The organism is Mesorhizobium wenxiniae (genome assembly GCF_002284535.1).
Taxonomy (GTDB): domain Bacteria; phylum Pseudomonadota; class Alphaproteobacteria; order Rhizobiales; family Rhizobiaceae; genus Mesorhizobium; species Mesorhizobium wenxiniae.
The window spans coordinates 54,055-79,328 of record NZ_NPKH01000004.1; the positions used below are offsets into that span (position 1 = coordinate 54,055).

The 25,274-nt window shown below is 62.6% G+C and carries 23 protein-coding genes; 12 read left to right on the forward strand and 11 right to left on the reverse strand.

Translation table 11 applies throughout. From position 1 onward, the window contains the following. The first annotated feature begins 3 nt into the window (after positions 1-3). On the forward strand, positions 4-1,131 hold the full coding sequence (locus CIT31_RS01755; protein WP_095517212.1) for a nickel/cobalt transporter: 1,128 nt from the start codon (positions 4-6) through the stop codon (positions 1,129-1,131). 32 nt (positions 1,132-1,163) lie between these two features. Here CIT31_RS01755 and denD read toward each other — a convergent pair whose 3' ends face one another. The 4 genes from denD to CIT31_RS01775 form a co-directional block, all read right to left on the reverse strand. Then, positions 1,164-2,141 (reverse strand): D-erythronate dehydrogenase, encoded by a 978-nt coding sequence (gene denD, locus CIT31_RS01760; protein ID WP_095517213.1) that lies wholly within the window; start codon positions 2,139-2,141, stop codon positions 1,164-1,166. 1 nt (position 2,142) lies between these two features. After that, positions 2,143-2,349, reverse strand: a complete 207-nt coding sequence (locus tag CIT31_RS01765; RefSeq protein WP_029349698.1) for a hypothetical protein — start codon at positions 2,347-2,349, stop codon at positions 2,143-2,145. 63 nt (positions 2,350-2,412) lie between these two features. Next, positions 2,413-3,399 (reverse strand): cation diffusion facilitator family transporter, encoded by a 987-nt coding sequence (locus CIT31_RS01770; protein WP_095517214.1) that lies wholly within the window; start codon positions 3,397-3,399, stop codon positions 2,413-2,415. Between the two features lie 51 nt (positions 3,400-3,450). Further along, positions 3,451-4,137, reverse strand: a complete 687-nt coding sequence (locus CIT31_RS01775) for a GNAT family N-acetyltransferase (protein WP_095517269.1) — start codon at positions 4,135-4,137, stop codon at positions 3,451-3,453. Between the two features lie 83 nt (positions 4,138-4,220). On the opposite strand from CIT31_RS01775, the gene CIT31_RS01780 reads away from it, so the two are divergent. Together CIT31_RS01780 and CIT31_RS01785 are read left to right on the forward strand one after the other, a co-directional pair. After that, positions 4,221-5,405, forward strand: coding sequence for a pyridoxal phosphate-dependent aminotransferase (locus tag CIT31_RS01780; protein ID WP_095517215.1), 1,185 nt, complete (start codon positions 4,221-4,223; stop codon positions 5,403-5,405). Positions 5,406-5,531: 126 nt separating this feature from the next. Continuing rightward, positions 5,532-5,912 carry a YciI family protein gene (locus CIT31_RS01785; RefSeq protein ID WP_029349689.1) on the forward strand — a complete coding sequence of 127 codons (381 nt, stop codon included), beginning with the start codon at positions 5,532-5,534 and terminating at the stop codon, positions 5,910-5,912. Positions 5,913-5,935: 23 nt separating this feature from the next. On the opposite strand, the gene CIT31_RS01790 is transcribed toward CIT31_RS01785, so the two are convergent. From CIT31_RS01790 to trhO, 3 genes are all read right to left on the reverse strand, one after another. Continuing rightward, on the reverse strand, positions 5,936-6,691 hold the full coding sequence (locus tag CIT31_RS01790; protein WP_095517216.1) for an SDR family oxidoreductase: 756 nt from the start codon (positions 6,689-6,691) through the stop codon (positions 5,936-5,938). Between the two features lie 280 nt (positions 6,692-6,971). Continuing rightward, positions 6,972-7,769, reverse strand: coding sequence for a tellurite resistance TerB family protein (locus CIT31_RS01795; protein WP_095517217.1), 798 nt, complete (start codon positions 7,767-7,769; stop codon positions 6,972-6,974). Positions 7,770-7,983: 214 nt separating this feature from the next. Beyond that, complete coding sequence (trhO, locus tag CIT31_RS01800) at positions 7,984-8,907, reverse strand: oxygen-dependent tRNA uridine(34) hydroxylase TrhO (protein ID WP_095517218.1); 924 nt, start codon at positions 8,905-8,907, stop codon at positions 7,984-7,986. A 191-nt stretch (positions 8,908-9,098) separates the two neighbouring features. Between trhO and CIT31_RS01805 the strand changes: the two genes are divergently transcribed. Continuing rightward, on the forward strand, positions 9,099-9,737 hold the full coding sequence (locus tag CIT31_RS01805; protein ID WP_095517219.1) for a 2-dehydro-3-deoxy-phosphogluconate aldolase: 639 nt from the start codon (positions 9,099-9,101) through the stop codon (positions 9,735-9,737). 107 nt (positions 9,738-9,844) lie between these two features. Here CIT31_RS01805 and mepK read toward each other — a convergent pair whose 3' ends face one another. Together mepK and CIT31_RS01815 are read right to left on the reverse strand one after the other, a co-directional pair. Then, a complete protein-coding gene (mepK, locus tag CIT31_RS01810; protein ID WP_095517220.1) occupies positions 9,845-11,764 on the reverse strand; it encodes a peptidoglycan L,D-endopeptidase MepK in 1,920 nt (639 codons plus the stop codon). A 379-nt stretch (positions 11,765-12,143) separates the two neighbouring features. Then, entirely contained in the window at positions 12,144-13,679 is a 1,536-nt protein-coding gene (locus CIT31_RS01815) for a sigma-54-dependent transcriptional regulator (protein WP_095517221.1), read from the reverse strand. Positions 13,680-13,872: 193 nt separating this feature from the next. Here CIT31_RS01815 and CIT31_RS01820 point away from each other — a divergent pair, with 193 nt between their 5' ends. From CIT31_RS01820 to CIT31_RS01835, 4 genes are all read left to right on the forward strand, one after another. Then, on the forward strand, positions 13,873-15,711 hold the full coding sequence (locus tag CIT31_RS01820; RefSeq protein WP_165778323.1) for a M3 family oligoendopeptidase: 1,839 nt from the start codon (positions 13,873-13,875) through the stop codon (positions 15,709-15,711). A 378-nt stretch (positions 15,712-16,089) separates the two neighbouring features. Next, on the forward strand, positions 16,090-16,893 hold the full coding sequence (locus CIT31_RS01825; RefSeq protein WP_095517222.1) for an NADH-quinone oxidoreductase subunit E: 804 nt from the start codon (positions 16,090-16,092) through the stop codon (positions 16,891-16,893). A 172-nt stretch (positions 16,894-17,065) separates the two neighbouring features. Continuing rightward, positions 17,066-18,211: an aminodeoxychorismate synthase component I gene (locus tag CIT31_RS01830; protein ID WP_095517223.1), complete on the forward strand. Its 1,146-nt coding sequence runs from the start codon at positions 17,066-17,068 to the stop codon at positions 18,209-18,211. Beyond that, positions 18,160-18,822, forward strand: a complete 663-nt coding sequence (locus CIT31_RS01835; protein ID WP_095517271.1) for an aminotransferase class IV family protein — start codon at positions 18,160-18,162, stop codon at positions 18,820-18,822. The genes CIT31_RS01830 and CIT31_RS01835 overlap by 52 nt, the downstream gene beginning before the upstream one ends. 133 nt (positions 18,823-18,955) lie before the next feature. Here CIT31_RS01835 and aztD read toward each other — a convergent pair whose 3' ends face one another. Further along, positions 18,956-20,167, reverse strand: coding sequence for a zinc metallochaperone AztD (aztD, locus tag CIT31_RS01840; protein WP_065007648.1), 1,212 nt, complete (start codon positions 20,165-20,167; stop codon positions 18,956-18,958). Positions 20,168-20,235: 68 nt separating this feature from the next. After that, positions 20,236-21,222 (reverse strand): zinc ABC transporter substrate-binding protein AztC, encoded by a 987-nt coding sequence (gene aztC, locus CIT31_RS01845; RefSeq protein ID WP_095517224.1) that lies wholly within the window; start codon positions 21,220-21,222, stop codon positions 20,236-20,238. Between the two features lie 509 nt (positions 21,223-21,731). On the opposite strand from aztC, the gene CIT31_RS34850 reads away from it, so the two are divergent. The 4 genes from CIT31_RS34850 to CIT31_RS01865 all read left to right on the forward strand — a co-directional run bounded on the left by CIT31_RS34850 (position 21,732) and on the right by CIT31_RS01865 (position 25,111). Next, positions 21,732-21,938, forward strand: coding sequence for a transcriptional repressor (locus tag CIT31_RS34850; RefSeq protein WP_245316079.1), 207 nt, complete (start codon positions 21,732-21,734; stop codon positions 21,936-21,938). An 84-nt stretch (positions 21,939-22,022) separates the two neighbouring features. Further along, a complete protein-coding gene (locus CIT31_RS01855) occupies positions 22,023-23,027 on the forward strand; it encodes a CobW family GTP-binding protein (RefSeq protein ID WP_095517273.1) in 1,005 nt (334 codons plus the stop codon). Positions 23,028-23,060: 33 nt separating this feature from the next. Continuing rightward, positions 23,061-23,321, forward strand: a complete 261-nt coding sequence (locus tag CIT31_RS01860) for a nitrate reductase (protein WP_206073310.1) — start codon at positions 23,061-23,063, stop codon at positions 23,319-23,321. Between the two features lie 344 nt (positions 23,322-23,665). Beyond that, positions 23,666-25,111: a homospermidine synthase gene (locus CIT31_RS01865; protein ID WP_095517226.1), complete on the forward strand. Its 1,446-nt coding sequence runs from the start codon at positions 23,666-23,668 to the stop codon at positions 25,109-25,111. Positions 25,112-25,274 lie beyond the last annotated feature (163 nt).

The window sequence follows — 25,274 nt, forward strand, 5'->3', positions numbered from 1 at the left end:
CCGGTGACGAAACCGTCCCTGCGTTTGGCCTTCGGCCTTTTGGCCGTCGCCCTTGTTACGACGCACTTCCTCGGCGCCGCCCACGCCCAGAGCTCGCTCGGCATCGGCACCAATGACGGGATGGCTCCCACCACCGGCCCATTCGCCCACATCCTGATGTGGATCAACCTGCGCCAGCAGGAATTCTACCGCGCGCTTGCCGGCGCAATGAAGGCGATGCGCGAGGACGGCAACAAGCTGTGGCTGCTTATCGGCCTGTCCTTCGCCTATGGCGTTTTCCATGCTGCCGGCCCCGGGCACGGCAAGGCGGTGATCTCGTCCTACATGGTCGCGAACGAAGTCGCGCTCAAGCGCGGCATCATGCTGTCCTTTGTCTCGGCCCTGCTGCAGGCGCTGACGGCGATCCTCGTGATGATGCTCGCCTACTTCGTCCTGCGCGGCACCACCATATCGATGACCGATGCGGCATGGTTCCTCGAAGTCACGAGCTTTGTCTTCGTCACCCTGTTCGGCGCCTGGCTTTTGTGGCGCAAGGCCGGCCCCGCTACCCTTCGCCTGTTCGGCGCCAACCCTCCCTACAGCCTGTCGGCAGCCCATGCCGGCCACTCACATGCAGGCCACTCACATACGCATTCAGTGCATGCGCTTCACGCACATGGCCATGACGGTTACGACCATCATCACGGCGCACGCGACCATCACCATGACCATGGCGGGCACGATCACCATCACCATGCGGCGGGCGAAGTCTGCGAGACGTGCGGGCATTCACACGCGCCCGACCCGACGCTGCTTTCCGGCGACCGCTTCGACTGGCGCACCGCCTGGTCGGCGGTGGCTGCGGTCGGTATCCGGCCCTGCTCGGGCGCGCTGATCGTGCTGAGCTTTGCGATGCTCAACGGGTTGTGGTTCGGCGGCATCCTGTCGGTGCTGGCGATGGCGCTCGGCACCGCGATCACTGTTTCGATCTTGGCGACGCTGGCGGTGACGGCCAAGAACTGGGCGGTCTATTTCGCCGGTGACGGCCGCATGGGCAACCGCATACATTCGATCGTCGAGATCGGCGGCGCAGCCTTCGTCTTCCTGTTCGGGCTGCTGCTGCTTTCGGCCAGCCTGACCGCTGGCGGATGACGCCTTCGCCCGTCCGATCGAACGCGCGTTAGCTAACCGGCAATTTTGCCGTCCAGCTCGTCCTCGATGTGGACGCGGATGATATCGTCGAAGCTGGTTTCGGCGGCAAAGCCAAGCTCCCTCGACCGCCGCGCTTCGAACCGTGTCGGCCAGCCCTTGACGATCGCCCAGATCGTATCGTCGGGCTCCTCGCGGATCAGTTTCACCGCCTCGGCGCCGGCAATGCGTTGCAAGGCCTCGATCTGCTCGCCGACCGTGACGGCGACACCGGGCATCGTCAGATTGCGGCGTGGCCCGACGGCGCTGCCGTCGATCCCTGCTGCGTGGATCAAAAAATTCACCGCGGAGCGCGGGCTGGCGTGGGTGTGCACGACAGAGCGCGGCACCGGCAATATCGCTTCCTGGCCGCTCAACGGCTCGCGGATGATGCCGGAGAAGAAGCCTGACGCGGCCTTGTTGGGCTTGCCGGGCCTGACGCAGATGGTCGGCAGCCTGATACCGATGCCGTCGAAGAAGCCGCGCCGCGTATAATCGGCGAGCAATGCTTCGCCCATCAGCTTCTGCGTGCCGTAGGAGGTCAATGGCGTCGGGTGGAATTCGTCGGGGATGATGTCCGGGAACGGTGCGCCGAACACGGCGATCGACGAGGTGAAGACGACGCGTGGCGCAAACCCCGCCAGCCTTATGGCATCGAACAGCGCCCTTGTGCCGTCGAGATTGACGCGATAACCGAGATCGAAATTGGCTTCCGCCTCGCCCGACACGACGCCGGCGAGATGGAAGATCACGTCGGGGCGCGACGCGACCAGCCGTTCCATCCCGCTCGCCGCGGCGAGATCGCCTGTATGGATAGTGACACCGACGCCTTCCAGTGCCGGCGCCTGCGGCGGCACAATATCGTGAAGGTCGAGCGCGGCGATCCTCCGGCCGCTGAGCGTTCCGTCCTTCGCCAGCCGGGCGATGAGCTTGCGGCCGACCATGCCTGCCGCGCCGGTAATCAAAATACGCATATCAATGATCCTTTTTGCGCTGGCTGCGGCCACGCAGCCAAAACACGACGAAAATGGCCACCATGAAGACAGCGGCAATAACAGCGGCAAGAATGGTCGAGACTCGGCCGACCGCCAGCATCACGGTTGGCAAATAGTAGGCGGCGATGCCGAACAGCAGCAGCACCCAGAGGGCGCCTATCGCCGCGTTGCGCGTGTCGCGATCCATCACGTGGTCCTGACGCGGCGGGAATTCATCAAGTTCGTTACCAATGCAATGTAACTCCCGGTGTCAGTGACAGTGGCCATGATGCGGAGCCGCATCGTGCGCATGGTCGTGCTCGCCATCGTGCCCATCGTGGCTGTCGGCGCAATGGCCGAATTCCGGTTCTACGGTGGCGTGGGCAATGCCATGCTCGGCGGCAAGCCGCTTCTTGATGGCGCTGACCGCTTTGTGAGCATCGACGCCATCGTTGAGGCAGGCATGCAAGGTCGCCATGTTGCTCGACCCGTCGAGCGACCAGACATGCATGTGATGCACCTCGCGCACGCCCTTGACCGTCCCCTCTATGTCCCTTGCGATCAGGTCGCGATCGAGGCTCGCCGGCACGCCCTCGAGCAGGACATGGGCTGCTTCGCGCATCAGCGACCAGGCCGTGGACAGGATCAGCAGCGAGACAAGGACGGACAGGATCGGATCGATAGGCGTCCAGCCCGTTGCCAGGATGATCAGCGCAGCTATGATCGCCGCCGCCGAGCCAAGCAGGTCGCCGAGCACGTGCAGGATGGCACCGCGCATGTTCAGGCTGTCGCGGTCGCCGCCATGCAGCACGACGAAGGAGCCGATATTGACCAGCAGACCGGCGATCGCGACGACCAGCATCGGCCCGCCGAGCACGGGCGCAGGCGTCAGCAGGCGTTCCCAAGCCTCATAGATGATCCACAGCGCAATGGCGAAGATGGCGATGCCGTTGGTATAGGCGACCAGCGTTTTGACCCGGCCGAAACCATAGGTGAGGCGAACGGTGGCCGGCCGGCCGGCCAGATGAAAAGCATACCAGGCAAGGCCGAGCGCGATACAATCGGCGAGCATGTGGCCGGCATCCGCCAGCAGCGCCAGTGATCCGGTGAAGAGACCGCCGAGCGCTTCCACGACCATGAAGCCGGCGGTCAGGCAGGCTGCGATCAGCACCCGTTTCTTGTCGGTCGAGCCGTGCACAGGACCGGCGCCGTGGCTGTGGTCATGCCCTTGCGAACCATGGTCATGGGTGTGCGCCATCTGCGAACTCCTGTTAGAGCCTGATCCATCCCTGCAGAATCGGGATCATGGTCAGGCGCCGAACTCGGCGCGGAAATCCTCGAGCCGTCGCTTCTGGCGGCCGTCGCCATCGAAATTGGCCGGATCGAGCCATGCCTCATAGGCTCTGCGTAGGGCCGGCCACTCCTTGTCGATGATCGAGTACCACGCGGTATCGCGGTTTTCGCCCTTGACCACAAGATGCTGGCGGAAAATGCCCTCGAACTTGAAGCCGAAACGTTCCGCTGCGCGCTTCGACGGCTCGTTGCGGTTGTTGCATTTCCATTCGTAGCGGCGATAGCCAAGCTCGTCGAAGATGTATTTCATGAACAGAAACTGCGCTTCCGTCGCCGCCGGCTTGCGCGAGATCAGCGGCCCCCAATAGATGTTGCCGATCTCGATCACGCCATAGGCCGGATCGATGCGCATCAGCGTCTGGCGTCCGGCGACCTTGCCGCTGGCCTTGTCGATTACCGCGAAGAAGAGCGGGTCCTCGCTGGCTTCGGCCTTGTCCAGCCATGGCTGGAAGGCGGCGCGGGTCTGCGGTGGATAGTCGAACAGCCAGGCAAAGCGGCCATCGATATCGGGCACCGACGAGGCATCGAACAGGCCGTCGCCGTGCTTTTCGGCGTTGAGCGGTTCCAGCCTGACAGTGCGCCCCTCCAGGACTTTGCGTTCGGGCCGCGGGCGCGGTTGCCAATTCTTGAGATTTTCCGACACCCAAAGCTCCAATCCGTTTGACTTTTGTGAGCGGACGCTCACAAAAACGCTCGCTCGGTGAAAGAACCACACGGACGGGAAAAATGCTCCACACGATTTCGGCCTTCGATCGTCTCGGCGAGGAAAACGCCTTCGCGGTGCTGGCTCGTGCCACCGCGCTCGCCCATCAGGGCCGCGATATCGTCAATCTTGGCATCGGTCAGCCCGACTTCAAGACGCCGCAGCACATCGTCGAGGCGGCGATCAAGGCGCTGCGTGACGGCCACCACGGCTATACGCCGGCCAACGGCCTGCTGGCGACACGCGAAGCGGTGGTGCGGCGCACGCTGACCACCACCGGGGTCGAGGTTTCGCCCGAAGCGGTGATGATCCTGCCCGGCGGCAAGCCGACCATGTTCGCCGCGATCCTGATGTTCGGCGAACCGGGCGCCGAGATTCTCTATCCCGATCCCGGCTTTCCCATTTATCGCTCGATGATCGAGTTCACCGGTGCTGCTCCGGTGCCGGTGCCGATGCGCGAGGAGAATGGCTTTGCCTTCTCGGCGCAGGAGACGCTGGCGCTGATCACGCCGAAGACCAGGCTGCTGATCCTAAACTCGCCGGCCAACCCGACCGGCGGGGTTACCCCCCGCGCCGAGATCGAGAAGCTGGTCAAAGGACTGGAAGCACACCCGGACATCGCCATCCTTTCGGACGAGATCTACGACGTGATGACCTATGACGGCGAGACGCATTGCTCGCTGCTGAATTTCCCTGAAATCCGCGACCGGCTGATCGTGCTCAACGGCTGGTCGAAGACCTGGGCGATGACCGGCTGGCGCATGGGCTGGTCGATCTGGCCGAACGGCGACAAGGGCGCCCACCTCTACGACAAGGTGCGCAAGCTGGCAGTCAATTGCTGGTCCTGCGTCAATGCCCCGAGCCAATATGCCGGCATCGCCGCCATCGAAGGTCCGCAGGACGACGTCGACAAGATGATGCGCGCCTTCGACCGCCGCAGGAAGGTCGTGGTCGAAGGGCTGAACGCCTTATCAGGCGTTTCCTGCATCACACCGAAGGGCGCGTTCTATGCCTTCCCCAATGTGTCAAAGACTGGCTGGAAGGCCAAGAAGCTGGCGTCTGCCTTGCTTGAGGATGCGGGCGTGGCGCTGATTGGCGGACCTGATTTCGGCATTCTCGGCGAAGGCTATATCAGGCTGTCCTACGCCAATTCCGAAGAGAACATCCTGCGCGCGCTGGAGCGGATCGAGGCGTTTCTGGGCAAGTGAGGACAAAACGTATGACCGCGAAAATCGAAATCGATTTTTCGCTGGGGATCATGCGCAAATCAAAGTGCTACAGCGCTCATTGCGCGTCCGGCGAAAGAATTCACGACCGAAGAAAGGTGACGTCAGATGTTTTATGCCATCCTCGCCTATCACGTGGAAGAAGTGGTCGCGGCGCTGACGCCGGAGGAGGATGCGGCGCTGATGACCGACCTGCTCCAGATCAACGAACGGCTATACCGCGAAGGCTCCCTTGGCCCGGCAGCGCGGCTCGGGGCGACACAAGACGCGTGTACCTTGCGCGGGCCGGGCGCCGGAATGGTCATTGACGGGCCTTTCGCCGAGACCAAGGAGCAATTGTTGGGACTTTACGTCGTCGATTGCGCCACGCGTGATGCCGCGATCGCGATTGCGCGCGACCTACGCCGCGTCAATCCAACCGCCGTCTACGAAATCCGCCCCATTTCGCTGTATCTTCCCGGCGTGCCGCTTTCGGCTACTCAGTCTTAGACCGCCGTCGAGTCTTCGAGCGACTACCCTCGCCCGACATACGGCATCTTCGTCGCCATCACGGTCATGAACAGCACATTGGCGTCGAGCGGCAGGCTGGCCATATGGACGACGGCATTGGCGACCTGCTGTGCATCCATCACCGCTTCGGCGGCGATGGAGCCATTGGCTTGCGGCACCCCGACCGTCATCGCCTGCGCCATGTCGGTCAAGGCGTTGCCGATGTCGATCTGGCCGCAGGCGATGTCATAAGGCCGGCCGTCCAGCGCCAGCGTCTTGGTCAGTCCGGTAATGGCGTGCTTGGTCGCGGTATAGGGCACTGAGCCCGGCCGCGGTGCGTAAGCCGACACCGAGCCGTTGTTGATGATGCGGCCGCCCATCGGCTGCTGCCTGCGCATGGCGCCGAAGGCGGCGCGGGCGCACAGGAACGAGCCGGTGAGATTGACCCCGACGACTTCGTTCCACACCTCGACGGGGATCTCGTCGATCAATGTCGACTTGTAGCTTGTGCCGGCATTGTTGAAGAGCAGGTCGACACGACCGAAAGCCGCCGCCACGGTCTCGAACATCTCGTCGACCTGATCGGCCTTGCTGATGTCGCAGGCGACCGCCAGCGCCTTGGCTTGTGTCGATCCGGCGTCGGCGATCGCCTTGTTCAGCACCGGCTTGCGGCGTCCGCAGAACACCGTGTTCCAGCCGGACCTGAGCAGCGCCGTAGCGACGGCTTTGCCGATGCCCGTGCCGGCGCCGGTGACGATGGCCGTTTTGTAGTTTGTCATAACTGTCCTCCTACAGCGCCGCGTGTCCGCAAGGACGCTATAGCAGCTTGATTTCGAGCAATTTGATTTTGCGCATGATCGCTTCCAAAAATCGATTCCGATTTCGGGTTATGCGCCAGCCGGCTTCAACAAAAGGGCGGCCATTGGCGGCCGCCCTGATCTGAACCGGACTTGGGAGGAGGAAAGCCGATCCGACTACCTAAAGTTATGCGCTTCCTAGGTAAACGAGACATTAACGCGAGAGCGGCGCCCGGATTGCCGCCCTCCGCGGCCCTGAAGCCTACCAGCGCGAGCTGGCGGTTGCCTTGTCCGACTCCGGCGCCCCTGACTCCGGCACCCCTGACTCCGGCACCCCTGACTCCGGCACCTTTGCCGCCGGTACCTTTGCCGCTGACACCGTCGCCTCGACATGGTCGACCAGTGCGTCCGGCAGCCCGAGGCGGCCGGCGAGCAGATCGAGATAGCCGCGTTCGGAACGCGTATCCGGATCGATGGTGAGGCGCGAGGCGGTGTAGAGTTCGAGCTTCTGCGCGTCGGTTTGGGCGCCGGCGACCAGCGTATCCAGGTCGAGCGGCGTTTCCAGCTCCGACATCAGGAACTTCTCCGCGTCGGAGCCGATGCCCGAGAGGCTGAGCTTGCCGGCGATCTTTTGCCGTTCGTCGTCGTCGATATGGCCGTCGGCCTTCGCCGCCGAAATCATCGCCCGCACCAGCATCAGCGTGAATTCGTCCTCGCCTTGCGGCGCTTGCGAGGGATGGAAGCTGGTGTCGGCGGGCGGCGGCAACAATTCCGGCGAGCCGGCTGCGGCCGTTTCCGCAGGCGCCTTGCCGTTCTTGTAGTTCTGGTAGGCCTTGTAGGCGAGACCGCCGATCATGGCCAGGCCGCCGAGCTTCACCGCAGTGCCGGTGACCTGACGGCCAGCGCCGGTTCCGAGCAGCACGGCGGCCAGTGCGCCGGCCGCCAGCGGATTGTCCTTCGCCATCTGCACCGCCTGACCCCCTTTGTCGCGGACGGTCGACCCCGTTCCGGGAATTTGCGAGCCGAGCAGATCGTCGAGGAGCTTCTTGGGATCGAACATCAATGCCTCCAGAATTGGCCCGGCCCAACGTGGACGGGCGGGTTTTCGGACGTTGAAGAGGTAGGCCCCGCATATTGACATTACAATGACCGATGAGCGCTTTGCCAATGATGGCGGAAACGAGATGATGTCAGGATCTGCCGTCTCCTAACGCATCGGCCCGAAATGCAATGTGTTACAGCGTAATTTGTGCGTCCAGCGGACGCACGTCGCTCTAACGTCCGAGGTGCGGAGCCCTGTCTTGCGCTTCTGCAAGCTCGACCTGGCGCTGACGCTCGGCGTAGCGCGCGCGATCCTCGTCGGAACGGGCATCGAAGCAATGCGGGCATGAGATGCCGGCGGCGTATTTCGGCGATAACAGGTCCTGCCCGATCAGCGGATGCCGGCAGGCGCGACACAGTTCCGCCTCACCCTCGACCAGCCCGTGCGACACCGAGACGCGCTCGTCGAAGACGAAGCACTCGCCCTGCCAGAGGCTCTGTTCGGCGGGCACCTGTTCGAGATATTTCAGGATACCGCCCTTGAGATGGAACACATCCTCGAAGCCGAGCGACTTCACATAGGCCGTTGCCTTCTCGCAGCGTATGCCGCCGGTGCAGAACATGGCCACCCTCCGGCCGACGAGCTCGGCCCGGTGCTGCTCGACCCAGGCCGGGAATTCGCGAAAGCTCGTCGTGGCGGGATCGACCGCGCCCTTGAAGGTGCCGATCGATACCTCGTAGGCATTGCGCGTGTCGATGACGATCGTGCCCGCATCCGAGATCAGTGCGTTCCAATCGGCCGGTGCCACATAGGTGCCGGCGCTTGCCGCCGGATCGATATCCCTAACGCCCATGGTGACGATCTCGCGCTTCAGCCGCACCTTCATGCGGTGGAACGGCGTCTGCGCGGCGCTGCTGTACTTGACCTCGAGACCGGCGAGACCTTCGATGGATTGGAGATGATCGATGAGCGCGGCGATGTCAGCTTCGCTGCCGGCGACCGTGCCGTTGATGCCCTCATGCGCCAGAAGCAGCGTGCCCTTGATACTGCGTCCGCAGCAAAAGGCGGCGAGTGGTGCGCGCAACGCCTCGAAGCCGTCGAGCCGGGCAAACCTGTAGAGCGCGGCAACGCGGAAAGGTTGATTGGGCAGTGTCATCGCCGAAGCCACTAAACGCTCATGAAAGCCGATTCAAGGCTGACGCGTGGATCAGCCTCTCCCTGGTGGCTTTGACGGCCGGTGCTGACGGCATTGCCGGCAGTGCGTGACATCGCGACACGCTTCGTTTCGTGGACAGAAAAACGGCCTTCTGCTAACCGGTTGAACGGATCAATACCGGAGAGACGACAATGCCCTGCAAGACCGAAAAGCTCCTGTCGCTCCTCAACGGCCAACCGGTAATCCCGGTGCTGAAGATCGCCAACGTCGCCGATGCCGTGCCGCTGGCGCGTGCCCTGGCGCGCGGCGGCCTGCCAGCGGTCGAGATCACGCTGCGGACAGCTGACGCGCTGGAGGCGATCCGGCTTGTGGCAAGCGAAGTCGAGGACGCCGTCGTCGGCGCCGGCACCATTCTGGACGCCCGCCAGTTCGGCGAGGCGGCAGCAGTCGGCTCCAAGTTCATCGTCAGCCCCGGCATCACCCGCGAGCTTCTGGCGGCGGCGAAGGACAGCGACGTTCCGTTGCTGCCCGGTGCCATCACGCCGGGTGAGATCATGGCCGCCCGCGAGGCAGGCTTGCGTTTCCTGAAATTCTTCCCGGCGGAACAGTCGGGCGGCATCGCGTCGCTCAAGGCATTCGCCTCGCCGCTGGCCGATGTGCAATTCTGCCCGACCGGCGGCATCACCGGCAAGAACGCCGCCGACTATCTGAGCTTGCCCAACGTCATCTGCGTCGGCGGCTCCTGGGTGGCCCCGGACGATTTGGTCAAGGCCGGCAGGTGGGACGAAATCGAGGCGTTGGCGCGCGCGGCGAGCAAGCTCGGGCGGTAGAGAAACTCTTATCCCCAAGCGGACTGGCTGCATCGCGGCGTTTGTTTGCGAACAGCAAAAAGCCGCGCGGGTTGTCCGGCGCGGCTTTGTTTTGCTTGGTCGATCCGCTACTTGGTCTGGAAGCGGGCTACCGACATGAACTTGACGGCATTGCCGGTGAACCGGTTGGCGTCGGCCAGCTGATCGTTCGGCTGGAAGCCCGCGGTGTAGACCTCGGTCGGCGGCGTGTGCACGATATTGTAGGCATAGCGCGGCGCCGTCGTCGCGCTGGAGACGGTGGCGACATTCTCGCCGCTGTTCAATGCCCAGCGCGCGGCCTTCGGCTCGGCGGCGACCACCACGGATTTGGGACCAGGTTTCAGGTCACGAGCGGTTGCCCTGGCTGCCTTGCGGGTGGTCTTCACACCCGCACCGATCGCCGCGGCCGGATCCGAGCCGGCCGGACGGGTAAAGACAGCCTCGCGCGGCGATGCGGCATTGCCGTTCGTCGCATCGCTGAGAATCGAGCTCGGCTGGGAGAGCGAAGCGACCTGGTATTCGTCGGTTGCGCTGACCCGCTCGAGGACGGCCTTGACAGCATCGGATTGAACCTGGTCCGTCTGGGCCAAATCGGGCCGCTCCAAGTCGGGCTGGGCCAAATCAGGCTGGGCCAAATCAGGCTGGGCCAAGTCAGGCTGCGCCAGATCGGGCCGAGCCGACGGCAGCACCGGGAACGCATCGGTAGCGGTCTTGCGGTGCCCGGCCGTATCCGCCAGCGCCAGAAGCACATCCTTGTCCTGCGGGGCAAGGTCGGCCGCTGCAAGGTCGGCCGGCAGCGAGTGATCGGGACGCCAGGTCGGCAACGGAATGTTGTTGGCCGCAACCTGCGCCGCATCGGCGACAGCGGACGGCTCGGCCATGCCGAAGGGAGCGCTTGCCGGCGCTTGCGCGGTCGCCACCGCCTGTTCAGTGGTGGCAGTGGCATCCGCCACGCCGAACGGAACGTTTTCGGGCGGCTGAGCGCCGACATCGGTCTTCGGACGCGGGGCGAAATCAGGCAGCGGCACACTGCGCGCCGGCAGCGCCGCGATGATCGTTTCCGGCGTGTCCTCCTCCGGTTCCGGAGCAGGCGCATCGGCGATTTGCGGAATCTCGGCGCGCTTCGCATCCTGAGGCGACACGATGGCAATGCCCGGAAGCTTACTGTTCTTGGCGGCCGGCGTCGGCTTCGCGGTCGCCAGCTTCACGCTCTTTGACTTCGGCGCTGGCGCGGCTGCCACATCGGCGCTGTCATCGGCCTCGTCTTCACCGCCGCCGAAGAAAGCCGCCAGCAGACCACCGGACTTTTTGAAACCGCCACCTGCGCTGGCCAGTTCGATGGCGGGAGCGCCGGCGCCCTTGCGCGCCTTGTAGGAGGCGAGCGCCTGTGAATAGCCGGGCAGCGGCTTGCCGTCGCTCGGCACATGCAGCGTCTTGCCATTGGGGAACACACGCGCCAGTTCCTGGCGGCTGATGCCCGGCCAGTGGCGCACATTGCCGACATCCATGTGGACAAAGGGCGAGCCGGACCTCGGATAATAGCCGACGCCGCCGCCCTGCATCCGCAGACCGATGTCGCGCAGTTTCTTCAGCGGCACGCCGGGAATGTAGAAGTCCATGGCCTTGCCGAGCATATGCTGGCTTTTCTTGGCGACGCCCCTGCTGCGGCTGCGCAGCATCGAGTTGGTGGACGACGAACGATAACCGCAAACGACCTGGATATAGTCGGTGGCACCGCTCTGCCGATAAGCCTCCCAGACCAGGTCCAGCAGGCGCGGATCCATCTTGGTCGGCTCGTTGCGGCGCCAGTCGCGCAGGATGACGTTGATCTTTTTCAGACCCGCCTGGTCGTAGCGGCCGCCGCGCTTGAAGACGATCTCCGCCTTCTCTTTGGTGTGGAGGTTATAGAGTTTCAGCGAACGTGTCTGGGCGCTGGCGCCGGTCGCAGCCGCTGTAAGGAAGCCAAAGGCGAGAATCACTGCTGCCAGCCATCTCGGCCAGACGCTCATGTGATAATGCCGCCCGTTTGTGTGTCGTTCGACTTTGTTCAAATCAAAAGGCCTTGCAGGCTGCCGTTTGTCCCCGGATTTGACCAACGGATGCGGTGGTGTTCGCATCCGAATATCGATCCTAATGGTTAATCATCGCTTATTGAAGCCGAAATGCGGTAACACCGTGGCAATATCCCGTCAAAAATATTGCGCGGGGTTTCTTGGTAAACTGCTGGTTTAGATCATGTTTCGGCCTTTGCCTGAACACGATCTGTTACCGGCTGCCTCAATGCGTGAACACTGCCGGCAAGCGCGTCACCCCGACGCGCGTCACGCCCGGTCGATGACTGTCGATTGTCCTGGTGCCAGGCTGACAAGCTGGTCCGGACTTGCTTAGTCAGGAAGCAAGCCGGTCGATACGGCCTGTTTCCGGATCGATGCCGTACTCCTTGAGCTTCCTGTAGAGCGTGGAGCGGCCGATGCCGAGGCGGCGGGCAACTTCGCTCATCTGGCCGTTGTAATGGTCGATGGCGAGCTTGATCATTTCGAGTTCGACGTCGGCCAGCGCGCGCACATTGCCGCGTTCGTCGAGTGCCCGCAGCGTGCCGAATCGGGGCTGCGGCCTGGCCGGCGGATCGAGCTCGGTTGCAGCGATGCCGTTATCGGCCGGCACGTCCTCGCCAGGCGGCTCGATGACCAAAGGCGACGCGTGCAACGCGCCATCCGCATCGAGGTTGACGGTGCCCTCGACCTGCGCCCGGATCTGCGGAAACTCCTCTTCGGTCAGCACATCGCCTTCGCAAAGCACCGAGGCCCGGAAGACGGCGTTTTCCAGCTGCCGGATGTTTCCCGGCCAGTCGTAGGCCTGCAGCATGGCGAGCGCCGCAGCCGAAATGCCGTGCAGGCGGTGACGTGGATCGGTGGGCGCAACCTTCTCCAGGAAGTGCTCGACCAGATACGGGATGTCGTCGCGACGATCGCGCAGCGGCGGCACGAAGATCGGATAGACGTTCAGGCGATAGAACAGATCCTCCCGGAATTTGCCGTCTTTGACCTGCTGCAGAAGATTGCGGTGTGTCGCCGAGATCAGCCTGATGTCGACCCTGATGGTCGAACGCCCGCCGACCGGATCGACTTCACCGTCCTGCACGGCGCGCAACAGCTTGACCTGCACGTCGAGCGGCAGGTCGCCGATCTCGTCGAGAAATAGCGTGCCCGAATGCGCTTCGACGAACTTCCCGGTGTGTTTTTCGGTGGCGCCGGTGAACGAGCCCTTCTCGTGGCCGAACAGGATCGATTCGACCAGATTGTCGGGGATGGCGCCGCAATTGACGGTAACGAAGGGTCTGGAGCGGCGATCGCCGCTGCCCTGGATGGCGCGCGCCACCAGTTCCTTGCCGACACCGGATTCGCCCTCGATAAGGATCGGGATGTTGGACGCGGCCGCCTTCTGGCCGAGACGGATCACCCGGTCCATCGCCGGGCTGTGCGTGATCATGTCCTTGAAGGTCAGATGGCCGCCGCGCCGCCGCGACGTGCGCTTCACTTCGCCCTCGACCGCCTCGACCTTGAGCGCATTGCCGATCGATGCCTGCAGCCTGTCGGGAGATGCCGGCTTGACGACGAAATCGAAAGCACCATGACGCATGGCCGAAACGACGGTCTCGATGCCACCCTGGGCGGTCTGTACGATGACCGGAACTTGGATGCCGCGCTCACGCATCGCCTTCAGCACGCCGATGCCGTCGAGGCCCGGCATGACGAGGTCGAGGATGACCACCGACACGTCGCGCGCGTTGGGCCCGTCGAGCGCGTCGAGACCGGCCTCGCCGCCATCCGTGATAATCGCGCTGTGGCCGAATTTCGTCACGGCCGCCTCGAGCAGCCTGCGCTGCACGGGATCATCATCGACTATGAGTATGGAACCTGTCATGACTGGTTCAACGATGTTCGCCCAATATGCCCACCCAAGGGAATCCGCCCTATGGATCATCTTGGCACAGGGTTCTAAATAAGGTTTCAAAAAACCCGGTGAACGAATTCCTTAGGATTTGACCGGCTTTCTCATACCCATTTGAATCTTTGAGTCTGGCCGCTTGGGTCCTGCAATCTGGAAAGTATCGGCAATGCGCATGGTTTTTGGTCGGCAGCTTGCGGCGGCAGCGTCCGGTCAGGGCGCGGCGGAGCTTGGCGACCTGCCGGAATGGGATCTCGCAGATCTCTATTCGGGGATGGACGCCCCCGAGCTGAAGCGGGACATCGCCAGGGCGGCGGCCGATGCCATCAGCTTCGAGAGCCGCTGGAAAGGCACGCTCGCAGCCGAGGCGGAGCGTGCCGACAGCGGCAGGCTGGGCGAGGCACTTGCCGAATATGAGGCGCTGGAGGAACTGATCGGCCGGATCGTCTCCTATGCCGGACTGATCTATGCCGGCAACACCGCGGATCCGCAGCGCGCCAAGCTCTATGGCGACATTCAGGAGAAGATGACCGACGCCAGCGCGCATCTTCTGTTTTTCGCGCTCGAACTGAATCTCATCGACGACGCCGCGATCGAAACCGCGCTTGCTGCCGATCCCGCATTCGCTCACTACCGGCCGTGGGTGCTCGATCTGCGCATGGACAAACCCTACCAGCTGGAAGATCGCGTCGAGCAGCTTTTCCATGAGAAGTCGATTACCGGACGCGGCGCCTGGAACCGCTTGTTCGACGAAACGATGACCGATCTGCGCTTCGACATCGATGGCGAGGAGCTTACCCTGGAGCCGGCGCTGAACCGCCTCCAGCACGCCGATGGCGAGGTGCGCCGCCGGGCCTCTGAAGCGCTGGCCGCAACCTTCCGCAACAATCTGCGCACGTTCACGCTGGTCACCAACACGCTGGCCAAGGACAAGGAGATTTCCGACCGCTGGCGCGGCTTCGAGGACATCGCCGATTCTCGCCATCTCGCCAACCGCGTCGAGCGCAGCGTGGTGGATGCGCTGGCCTCAGCCGTTCGCGACGCCTATCCGCGTCTGTCGCACCGCTACTACCAGATGAAGGCGCGCTGGCTCGGCATGGAAGTGATGAATCACTGGGACCGCAACGCGCCGTTGCCGGAGACCCCGCAAGCGATCATCGGCTGGGAGGAGGCCAAGAACACGGTGCTTTCCGCCTATCAGCGCTTTTCACCTGACATGGCGGAGATCGCCCGGGTTTTCTTCGACCGCAACTGGATCGACGCGCCGGTAAGGCCTGGCAAATCGCCGGGCGCCTTCGCGCATCCGACCGTGCCGTCGGCGCATCCCTATGTTCTGCTCAACTACATGGGCAAGCCGCGCGACGTGATGACGCTGGCGCATGAGCTTGGTCACGGCGTGCATCAGGTGCTGGCTGCAGGCCAGGGCGCGCTGATGGCCTCGACGCCGCTGACGCTGGCCGAGACCGCATCCGTTTTCGGCGAGATGCTGACCTTCCGTTCGCTGCTGGACCAGACCACGGACAAACGCGAGCGCAAGGCCATGCTTGCCCAGAAGGTCGAGGACATGATCAACACGGTCGTGCGCCAGATCGCTTTCTACGAATTCGAACGCAAGGTGCATGCCGAGCGCAAGAACGGCGAACTGACATCCGACAGGCTCGGCCAGTTCTGGCTGGAAGTGCAGGCGGAAAGCCTCGGGCCGGCGATCAAGCTGCGCGACGGTTACGAGGTCTTCTGGACCTATATTCCACACTTCATCCATTCGCCCTTCTACGTCTACGCCTATGCTTTCGGCGACTGCCTGGTGAATTCGCTCTATGCGGTCTATCAGAATGCCGAGCGTGGCTTTCAGGAGAAATATTTTGCCATGCTGCGCGCCGGCGGCACCAAGCATCATTCCGAGCTCCTGGCACCCTTCGGCCTTGACGCCACAGACCCTGCCTTTTGGCAGATCGGACTTGGCGTGATCGGCGGGCTAATCGACGAGCTCGAAGCTTTGGACAATTGACGCACGGCGCTGAACATCCGGGGCTGACAGAACAGTTTAGCCGCAATGCATATTGAGACCATTCTATTCTTGCCCCTAAATATCTGTTCTTAAATAACTCTCCGTGGAATTTTTCCGTTAGCTTTCCGGAAGCTGTATGATAGCGTCCCGCCTCAAGCTCAGTCGGGCGCGGGGCTCAGGCCAGGAAAAAATCTTCGGTCCGGTCACGGCGCTTCGGCAAATGCGACAGCGGCCGTTGGCCATGGCAGGAAAAGCCGGTCGCCGACAGCTCGATCTAAGCCGGCTGTTCCGCGAACAGCGGAGCCACCATTGAATGGTCCTTGTGCCAAGGTCACCACTCCAGGCCACGGCAGATGGATCGGACTGGAGAGAAAGACAATGGGCACTTTTTTCTACATGCTCCTGGCGTTCCTGGTAGGTGTGTTGGTTGGCTGGTTCATCTGGGGACGCCTGCGTGGCGAGCTCGACAGCCTGCGCGGTGACATGGACCGCACGCGCAGCGAGCGCGACAGACTGCGCGCCGACGCCGACCGCCTGACCGGTGAGCTGGAAGTCTGCCGCGGCGCCCGCGCCGACCTGGAGCGCCAGTTGGGCGAGGCACAAGGCACCAAGACCGGTGCGACAAAGGCAGCAATCCCGGCTCCGTCGGCATTGATGGCGACATCCGCGCCGGCCAAGACCGCGCCGGCCAAGTCGACGCCGGCAAAGACCGCGTCCAAGAACGGGCCAGCAAAGACCGCGCCAGCCACGACCACGTCCAAGAAACCGGCGGCCGCGAAGGCCGCAGCCGCGCCGAAGGCCAGTGCGTCGAAAGCGAGCGCGTCGCAGGCAAGTGCGCCAAAACTTCCCGCATCGAAAACGGGTGCTGCACCGAAGAGCGCTGCGCCAGCGGCAAAGAAAGCCGCGACAACAAAGGCGGCGGCTGGCAAAGCCAGCAATCTGCGCCGCCTGATCGGCATCGGCCCGGCCAACGAGCGACTGCTCAACGGGCTCGGAGTCACAACCTATGCGCAAATCGCCGCCTGGACGGCCGCCGACGTCAAGCGAATCGAGGAGACGTTGAACTTCGACGGCCGCATTGAGCGTGAGCGCTGGATCGAGCAGGCGAAACTGCTTGCCGCCGGCGATGAGGAGGAATTCGCGCGTCGCTTCCCGACCGGGGGAACCGCGAGCAACACCTGAATTGCCTGCGGTATCGAGCACATAACAGACCGGCGGTCCCTTCGAGGTGCCGCCGGTTTGCTTTTGCACCAAGGCTGCCTTTGCGTCTTGAGACGCCGCTCTCTCGATTGCGCGCGTTCGAGCCCCCATATAGAGCGATAGCTGGCGTCATCGATCGCAGCATCCGAGTCACATGCCCCTGCCCTCTGCAATTTTCAGAAATGACGAGCGCGCGCATCAGCTCGTTTTCGACCGTCCGGCCGACATCATCGTGGCGCATGAGGCGGAGGATTTCCTGCCGGCGCTGGAAATCGCGCAGGCCGCGCATGACGCCGGCAAATGGCTGGCCGGATATTTCTCCTACGAGGCCGGCTACCTGCTCGAACCGAAGCTCGTTCCGCTGCTGCCGGGCGGACGCCGCGCCCCGCTTGTCTGCCTGGGGATCTTCGACGCGCCTGTCGAACAGGCGGTCGTGCCCAGCAACGCGCCGGCGACCAACGGTCCGATCTTCGATGCAAGGGCTGCCTGGTCTTCAGAAGACTACGCAAAACGCTTTGCGCGGCTCCACAATCACATTCGCAAGGGCGATTGCTATCAGGGCAATCTGACCTTCCCAGTTCATGCGCAGTGGTCGGGCGATCCGCTGGCCGCCTTCGACGCGCTGACGGAGCGCCAGCCGGTGAAATACGGCGCGCTGATCGCGCTCGGCGATCCGGTCGTCTTGTCGCGTTCGCCGGAACTGTTCTTCGAGGTCGACGCCGAAGGCATGATCGAGACGCATCCGATGAAGGGCACCGCCCCGCGCGGCGCGACCAAGGCGGAGGACAAGCGGCTGAAGGCGTTCTTGCGCAATGACGAGAAGAACCAGGCTGAGAACCGGATGATCGTCGATCTCCTGCGCAACGACATCTCGCTGATCAGCGAGGTCGGCACGCTGGAGGTGCCGGAGCTTTTCCGCATCGAGAGCTACCCGACCGTCCATCAGATGGTGAGCCGCGTGCGGGCCAAGCTCTTGCGCGACCTCACCATCCGCCAGATCTTCGCTGCGCTGTTTCCATGCGGATCGATCACCGGCGCTCCAAAAATCCGCGCCATGGAAATCCTACACGACCTGGAAGCCACGCCGCGCGATGTCTATTGCGGCGCCATCGGCTGGATCGCGCCCGGCGGCAGGATGCGCTTTTCGGTGGCGATCCGCACCATATCGCTCTTTTCCAGTGGCGAAGCCGTCTACAATATCGGTGGTGGCGTCGTCTTCGATTCGACCGCCGAGGAGGAGTATCAGGAGTGCCTGCTGAAAGCACGCTACGCGACGGGAACACCGCCGATTTCGAGCTGATCGAAACCATGCGCTGGCAGCCGGGCCAAGGCTTCCTCCGTTTCGACCGCCATTTGGCCCGCCTTTATGGCTCGGCAGCCGAACTGGGTTTTGCCTGCGATCCGCAGAAGGTCGGCGAGATGCTCAGGAACGCCGTCGACCGGCCGGACATGGCCTTGCGCACACGCCTCGTCCTGTCGCGCAGCGGCAAGGTGACGGTCTCGGCGCTGCCTTACGAGCCGCATGCAGCCGACAAGGTGTGGAGGCTGCAACTGGCGCGGGTGCGGCTCGAATCAAGCGACACGCTGCTGCGCCACAAGACGAGTCGCCGGGACACCTATCAGCGGGCGCGAGCCGAATATCTGATCAGCCGGGCCGACGAGGTGCTGCTGGCCAACGAGCGTGGCGAAATCTGTGAGGGCACGATCACCAATCTCTTCGCCGATTTCGGCGACGGCGCGCTGGCAACGCCGCGGCTCGATTGCGGCCTGCTGCCTGGCGTACTGCGCGGCGAATTGCTGGACGAAGGCCGCGCCCGCGAAGCAATCTACACCTTGGATGATCTGAAATCGGCCAAAGCGCTGTTCGTCGGCAATTCCCTGCGCGGATTGATCCCGGCGCGGCTGGGCTGAAAACGCAGCGAAAAGGCACCAGACGACACGCCCATGACTTTGTCTCGAGCATGGTTTTGCTTTGCGAGTTGGGAAGATGCGTCCGGCCCGGCAAGAATGGGCCGGACGCGCGGCAGCCGCTTGGGAGGAGCGACTATTCGCCTTCGTGGGTCTGACCGGAGCCGCCGACGGAAACGATGTTGAAGGGTTTGCCTTCGACAGCCATGTCGCCGGTTTTCTCGAACGATGTCGCATCAACGAGACGCAGCACGCCTTTCAAAGGATCCGTAACCACGATCCTGTCGCCGGCCACCGCGACGCGCGGCCTCGGCTCGCTCCAGTGACCGTCCATCGAATAGGGATCGGTCAGCTTGAGCGAGTTTGCGATCTCCCCCTTCACCACGTCGAGTTGGTGAAGCTGGCCGTCCTCGGTGAAGACGTAGGCGAACTTCGCACGAACGGGATCGACCACGAAATGCACGCGGCGCGTCGGAAGGCTGATCAGCCGGAATGCGTCGCTCTCGACCGTCGGATCGATCAGCACCACCTTGTCGGCGCCGTAGTTGCCGAGGAAATATTGCAGGCCTCTGCCGCCGATCAGCGTCGTCGTTTTGCCGTCCGGCAGGCTATCGGCATAGGGTAGGTGACGGATCGCCGGGGTGCCGTCGCCATCGGTGACAACAAGCAGACCGGTCGCGCAGGCGAAAGCCAGGATATTGCCGGAAGACGCCTCCCCGTGGAGGTCGGGGCAGGCGTGGATGCCGCCGATCGGCGCGCCGGCTTCGTCAGCGACCCTGATGCCGACCGGGAGTTCGTCCGGCTTTTCCCTGTTCGGCTCCGACAGGAGAACATGGGAGCCATAGGCGACTGCGACGCCGTGCTGCGGCGCGTCCGTCTTCACTTCCCTGAAATCCGATTTGCCTTCCAGAACGGCCTTCTCGGAGATGATGCGGGCGACACCTTCGCCGTCGAAAAAAGCGGCGAGGTCTCCGTCATGCTCGACGAAATGCGACGGCTTCTTGCCTGCGATCTCGACGCCGGCAAGCTTCGGCGCTTCGACGTCGATGTCGCCGTGCTCGCCGTGGTCCTCGAAGGAAATGCCGCTCGCGATCCCGGTAACGACGCCGGCCGCGCCCTGCACGGCGAACACGGTCCGGCCGCTTTCGCTCCGATGGAGCGATGCCGGCCCTTTGAGATGGAACGTGTCGAGCTTTTCGCCATCGACTGCATCGACTACGGTCACCTTCGGGTCCGCGTGATCTGAGATGAAGAGGCGCCAGGCGGTCACCTCCTCGGCATGGGCAGCACTTGTTGATAGAGACAGAAACAGCGCGATGGCCGTGGCTGACGCCCAATTTGTCCTCACGGTATTCTCCTTGAATGTTATCACACAACTGATTGTGGTCGACGAAGAGGCGGATTGCTCCGTGGCGGTCAGCTTCCGAGGATCGCGCCTTTCATCGTCGTGATGTTGTGCCGCATCATCTCGAGATAGGTCGCAGCCGGGCCGTTCCTATCCGACAGGGCGTCGGAGTAGAGTTCACCGCCGACTTTCAGGCCCGTCTCGCTGGCGATCTGTTCGATCAGGCGGGGATTGGTGACGTTTTCCACGAAGATTGCCGAAGCCTTGTCTTGCCTGATCTGTTTGATGAGGGCCGCGACGTCGGAGGCCGAAGCCTCAGATTCGGTGGAGACGCCCTCCGGTGCGAGGAATTTTATGCCGTATTCGTGCTCAAAATACCCAAAGGCGTCGTGGGAGCTGATGATCGTGCGCTTGTCCTCGGGGATCTCAGCTACAGCAGCTTTGATCCCCGCTTCCAGTCCCTCGAGCTGCCGGCCGTATGATTGGGCATTGGCCCGATAGGTGTCACAGCCGGCCGCATCGGCGGCACAGAAGGCATCGGCGATGTTCTTCACATAGAGTTCGGCATTGTGCACCGACTGCCATGCATGAGGATCGGACTCGCCGTGATGATGGTGCCCTTCCTCACGGCCCTCTTCCGCCTCCGCGGCGTGCCCTTCCCCGCCCTTGGCGGCCTTATCCTGTTCGTGGTGACCTTCTTCCTCAATGTTGCGCAACACCTCGCCGCCTTTGGTCAACTCCACGACCGGCGCCTTCGTCGCGCTCGCCTCGACGAGACGCTGAAGGAAGCCCTCGAACTGAAGGCCGTTGACCAGCACCACGTCGGCAGAACCGACGGTGGCCGCGTCGGCCGGCTTCGGTTCGTAGACATGGGCGTCACCATTCGGGCCGACCAGCGTGATGATGTCGACACGGTCGCCGCCGACATTCTTGGCGAAATCGGCGATGATCGAGAAGCTCGCGACAACCTTGAGGTTGTCGGCCGCGGCCACCGACGGGATGATTGGCAATGATGTTATGACGCCCACCACGGCGGCAAGCTTAAGCGTCCAGGACATTCGATCAGCTCCTTCTGTTCAAGTGGCTCTGTGGGGACATATGCCGGACGCGTGCCGAGCACGCTGCGCGCCGGCAAAGATGGAAGAATGTACGCCCGCCGACCGGATGACCGCCGGGCCGGACCATTCCGTCGGGATGGCTGTTGTAGCCCAGCGTGAGGTCTTGAAAGGTCACACCGACCGCCATTTGCTCCATCTCCACGGAAAGCATCAAAGTCAGCCCCGCTCTTGACGATTCGTTATGTTATGTTATCACGTTCGTCAATCGAAAACGTGATGTTATAACTCACGGTGACCGTTGTGCTCGAAACTGCGTGGAACACTAAGGAACAACGGATGCCTGGACGTAATCAGCAGTTGGTTCTCGGTGCGCTCGCGCGCTCCGAGCGGCCGATGGGGGCCTACGAACTGCTTGAATTCCTTCGTCAGGAAGGGCTCCGCTCACGCTACAGATCTATCGCGCGCTGGATCGGCTCATCGAGGAGGGCCTGGTTCACAGGATCGAGAGCCTGAGCGCGTTCTCGCTTTGCGTCCACAGCGAATGCACCCATGGGCGCGCCGCCTTTGCAATCTGCGCGAATTGCGGGCGGGCAAGTGAGGTTCACGATCCGGCATTGGAGCGGGTGCTACGCCGGATTGCCCGACGGCAGGGCTTCCGAACCAAATCGGCCACGGTGGAGCTTTCGGGTCTGTGCGGGGCTTGCGCGCATGGATGAGACACCGGCCTTCCGTCCGCGGGCGATCCAATTGGCTTGTGCATGACCCAGCTGAAATCCGCAATCGAACATTTGGAGACGACTATGCCTCTCAAAGCCCCCCAGCAAATGCCAGTCACGGTTCTTACCGGTTACCTCGGCGCCGGCAAGACGACGCTGCTCAACCGCATCCTGACCGAACAGCACCGCAAGCGATACGCCGTGATCGTCAACGAGTTCGGCGAGGTCGGCATCGACAACTACCTTATCGTCGATACTGACGAAGAAATCTTCGAGATGAACAACGGCTGCATCTGCTGCACCGTGCGCGGCGACCTGATCCGGATCATCGAGAGCTTGATGCGGCGCAGGGATAGCTTCGACGCCATCCTGATCGAGACAACCGGCCTTGCCGATCCCGCGCCAGTCGCCCAGACCTTCTTTGTTGACGACGATGTGAGGCAGAAGACGAAACTCGACGCGATCGTCACCGTGGTTGATGCGAAGCATCTCCTCGGCGAGTTGTATCATGCGCACGAGGCGCAGGAGCAACTCGCCTTCGCCGACATCGTCATACTCAACAAGACCGACCTGGTAACGCCGACCGAACTCAATGCAGTGGAGGCGCGCATTCGCAGGATCAACCCGACGGCTGCAATCAAGTATTCCACACGTTGCAATGTTCCACTCGACGAGGTTCTGGATCGCGGCGCGTTCGATCTGAACCGTGTCCTCGAAGTCGAGCCGGACTTTCTCGACGCAGAACACGAGCATGAGCATGACGATCACGTCACCAGTTTTTCTCTCGTCACAGAAGCTTTGATCGATCCGGGCAAATTCTTGCCGTGGATCCAGATGATCACACAGAAATTCGGCACCGACATGCTACGCATGAAGGGCATCCTGGCATTCAAGGGCGATGACGACCGCTTTGTCGTCCAGGCCGTCCACATGCTGCTCGAAGGCGACCACCAGCGCCCCTGGAAAGCGGGGGAGAAGCGCGTGAGCCGGCTGGTGTTTATCGGCCGCAACCTGCCCAAGGGCGTGATTGAAGACGGCTTCCTCAAATGCTGTGTCGACGTGGCCTCTGTAGAGGCTCTGAGTGCGTAGATTCGGCAAGGCGCCTTTGGGACAGGATTGTCTATGAATCGCCTCGCGAACCCACTCGCCCCGCGCGGGCTTGCCCTTCCCGAGAAGACCAGCCAGATCAAGGTCTGGGTTCGCGAGGCCCGCGGGCTCGATGGCGACGTCGTGGTGTCCGTCACGGAGCTCGTATGCCGCAAAGACGGCTGTCCCGACATCGAAACGGTGATCGGCATAATGCGTCCCGGCAAGAAAATCGAGACGATCCGGATTCACAAGTCAATCGCCGATGTCACCTCGCGCGATCTGCCGCAAGGGTGAATAGATTGGCGTATCCGCAGAATGCTTGGCCTGTAGGCCAAAGCTGTGAGCGCTTGCGGAAGAGTCGCCGAGGCATCGTGCTGCGACCCGGATCGGGAACCGTCGACGAGAGCTAATGCTCGCCGCATCTTTCGCCGCGCAATTTGCTGGCGCTCGACTTTGCCCAACGCGACTACAAGGTTCTGACGGCCACGATCGGCTGGTCGTCCTCTTAACCACGTGGCGAATGCGGCGTAGCTCGCGGTTTTTCGCTGGTTTATGACAATGATCTGTGGTTGTAGCGCTTGGCCGTCCGGCAAAGAACGCCCCGGCTTTTCAGCGTGTCTGAGGGAGTAATCGATAAAATGGCGAATGAAAACTGGCCCGTTTACGGCGAGATCACCGGCCCTGTCGTGATGATCGGCTTCGGCTCGATCGGGCGGGGAACGCTGCCGCTGATCGAGCGCCATTTCAAGTTCGACAAGTCCCGCATGACGGTCATCGACCCACGCGATACCGATCGCAAGCTGCTCGACGAGCGCGACATCACCTTCGTGCAGGATGCGGTGACCAAGAAGAACTACAAGAAGCTGCTGGCGCCTTTGCTGACCAAAGGCGGTGGCCAGGGCTTTTGCGTCAACCTCTCGGTCGACACCGGCTCAGTGGATTTGATGCGGCTCTGTCGCAAGCTGGGTGTGCTTTACATCGACACCGTCGTAGAGCCGTGGCTCGGCTTCTATTTCGATACCAAGGCCGACAATGCCAGCCGCAGCAACTACGCGCTGCGTGAATCCATGATCGAAGAAAAGCACGCGCGTCCCGGCGGGGCGACCGCAATCTCTACCTGCGGCGCCAATCCAGGCATGGTCTCGTGGTTCGTCAAGCAGGCTCTGGTCAACCTCGCCACCGATCTCGGCCTCGAGTTCTCGGAGCCCGCGCAGCACGATCGCGAAAGTTGGGCCAGGCTGATGAAGAAGGCCGGCGTCAAGGGTATCCACATCGCCGAGCGCGACACACAGCGCACCAAGAAGCCGAAGCCGATGAACGTGTTCTGGAACACCTGGTCGGTCGAAGGCTTCATCTCGGAAGGGCTTCAACCGGCCGAGCTAGGCTGGGGCACGCATGAGACGTGGATGCCGAAGAACGGCAAGAAGCACAAGCATGGCTCGAAGGCCGCGATCTATCTGGAGCAGCCGGGCGCCAACACGCGTGTGCGCAGCTGGTGCCCGACGCCCGGTCCGCAATACGGTTTCCTGGTGACGCACAACGAGTCGATTTCGATCGCCGACTTTTTCACCTTGCGCGGCAGGAAGGGCAAGGTTCAATATCGTCCGACCTGCCACTACGCCTACCACCCCTGCAACGACGCCGTGCTGTCGCTGCACGAGATGTTCGGTGCCGCCGGCAAGGCGCAATCCGTGCATCACGTGCTCGATGAAAACGAACTGGTCGACGGTGTCGACGAGCTCGGCGTGCTGCTCTATGGCCACGACAAGAACGCCTATTGGTACGGTTCGCAACTGTCGCTGGCGGAAGCGCGCAAGCTGGCGCCTTATCAGAACGCCACGGGCATGCAGGTCACGTCTGCAGTGCTGGCGGGCATGGTCTGGGCGCTGGAAAATCCCGAGGCCGGCATCGTCGAGGCAGACGAGATGGACTACAGGCGCTGCCTGGAAGTGCAGTCCCCCTATCTGGGGCCGATCAAGGGCTACTACACCGATTGGACGCCGCTCGATAACCGCCCTGGTCTGTTCCCGGAAGACCTCGACAAAAACGACCCATGGCAATTCCGCAACATCCTCGTTCGATAGTGCAACATCCTCGTTCGATAGCAATGTTTCACTGCCTTGCAATCGCCTGGAAATCGGGCGATTGAAGGAAAGGTGGGGCCTAGAGCGACGTGCGTCCATTTGGACGCACAAAGTATAGCGCTTTGAATGTACGCATCGTGCTTACCGAAAAATCGGATCGATT

What these genes read in the sequence shown, in the direction of transcription:
- denD (WP_095517213.1), bottom strand. Translation starts at nt 2,141, where the DNA reads ATGCGTATTTTGATTACCGGCGCGGCAGGCATGGTCGGCCGCAAGCTC.
- CIT31_RS01765 (WP_029349698.1), bottom strand. Translation starts at nt 2,349, where the DNA reads ATGGATCGCGACACGCGCAACGCGGCGATAGGCGCCCTCTGGGTGCTG.
- CIT31_RS01770 (WP_095517214.1), bottom strand. Translation starts at nt 3,399, where the DNA reads ATGGCGCACACCCATGACCATGGTTCGCAAGGGCATGACCACAGCCAC.
- CIT31_RS01780 (WP_095517215.1), top strand. Translation starts at nt 4,221, where the DNA reads ATGCTCCACACGATTTCGGCCTTCGATCGTCTCGGCGAGGAAAACGCC.
- CIT31_RS01785 (WP_029349689.1), top strand. Translation starts at nt 5,532, where the DNA reads ATGTTTTATGCCATCCTCGCCTATCACGTGGAAGAAGTGGTCGCGGCG.
- CIT31_RS01790 (WP_095517216.1), bottom strand. Translation starts at nt 6,691, where the DNA reads ATGACAAACTACAAAACGGCCATCGTCACCGGCGCCGGCACGGGCATC.
- CIT31_RS01795 (WP_095517217.1), bottom strand. Translation starts at nt 7,769, where the DNA reads ATGTTCGATCCCAAGAAGCTCCTCGACGATCTGCTCGGCTCGCAAATT.
- trhO (WP_095517218.1), bottom strand. Translation starts at nt 8,907, where the DNA reads ATGACACTGCCCAATCAACCTTTCCGCGTTGCCGCGCTCTACAGGTTT.
- CIT31_RS01805 (WP_095517219.1), top strand. Translation starts at nt 9,099, where the DNA reads ATGCCCTGCAAGACCGAAAAGCTCCTGTCGCTCCTCAACGGCCAACCG.
- mepK (WP_095517220.1), bottom strand. Translation starts at nt 11,764, where the DNA reads ATGAGCGTCTGGCCGAGATGGCTGGCAGCAGTGATTCTCGCCTTTGGC.
- CIT31_RS01815 (WP_095517221.1), bottom strand. Translation starts at nt 13,679, where the DNA reads ATGACAGGTTCCATACTCATAGTCGATGATGATCCCGTGCAGCGCAGG.
- CIT31_RS01820 (WP_165778323.1), top strand. Translation starts at nt 13,873, where the DNA reads ATGCGCATGGTTTTTGGTCGGCAGCTTGCGGCGGCAGCGTCCGGTCAG.
- CIT31_RS01825 (WP_095517222.1), top strand. Translation starts at nt 16,090, where the DNA reads ATGGGCACTTTTTTCTACATGCTCCTGGCGTTCCTGGTAGGTGTGTTG.
- CIT31_RS01830 (WP_095517223.1), top strand. Translation starts at nt 17,066, where the DNA reads ATGCCCCTGCCCTCTGCAATTTTCAGAAATGACGAGCGCGCGCATCAG.
- aztC (WP_095517224.1), bottom strand. Translation starts at nt 21,222, where the DNA reads ATGTCCTGGACGCTTAAGCTTGCCGCCGTGGTGGGCGTCATAACATCA.
- CIT31_RS01855 (WP_095517273.1), top strand. Translation starts at nt 22,023, where the DNA reads ATGCCTCTCAAAGCCCCCCAGCAAATGCCAGTCACGGTTCTTACCGGT.
- CIT31_RS01860 (WP_206073310.1), top strand. Translation starts at nt 23,061, where the DNA reads ATGAATCGCCTCGCGAACCCACTCGCCCCGCGCGGGCTTGCCCTTCCC.
- CIT31_RS01865 (WP_095517226.1), top strand. Translation starts at nt 23,666, where the DNA reads ATGGCGAATGAAAACTGGCCCGTTTACGGCGAGATCACCGGCCCTGTC.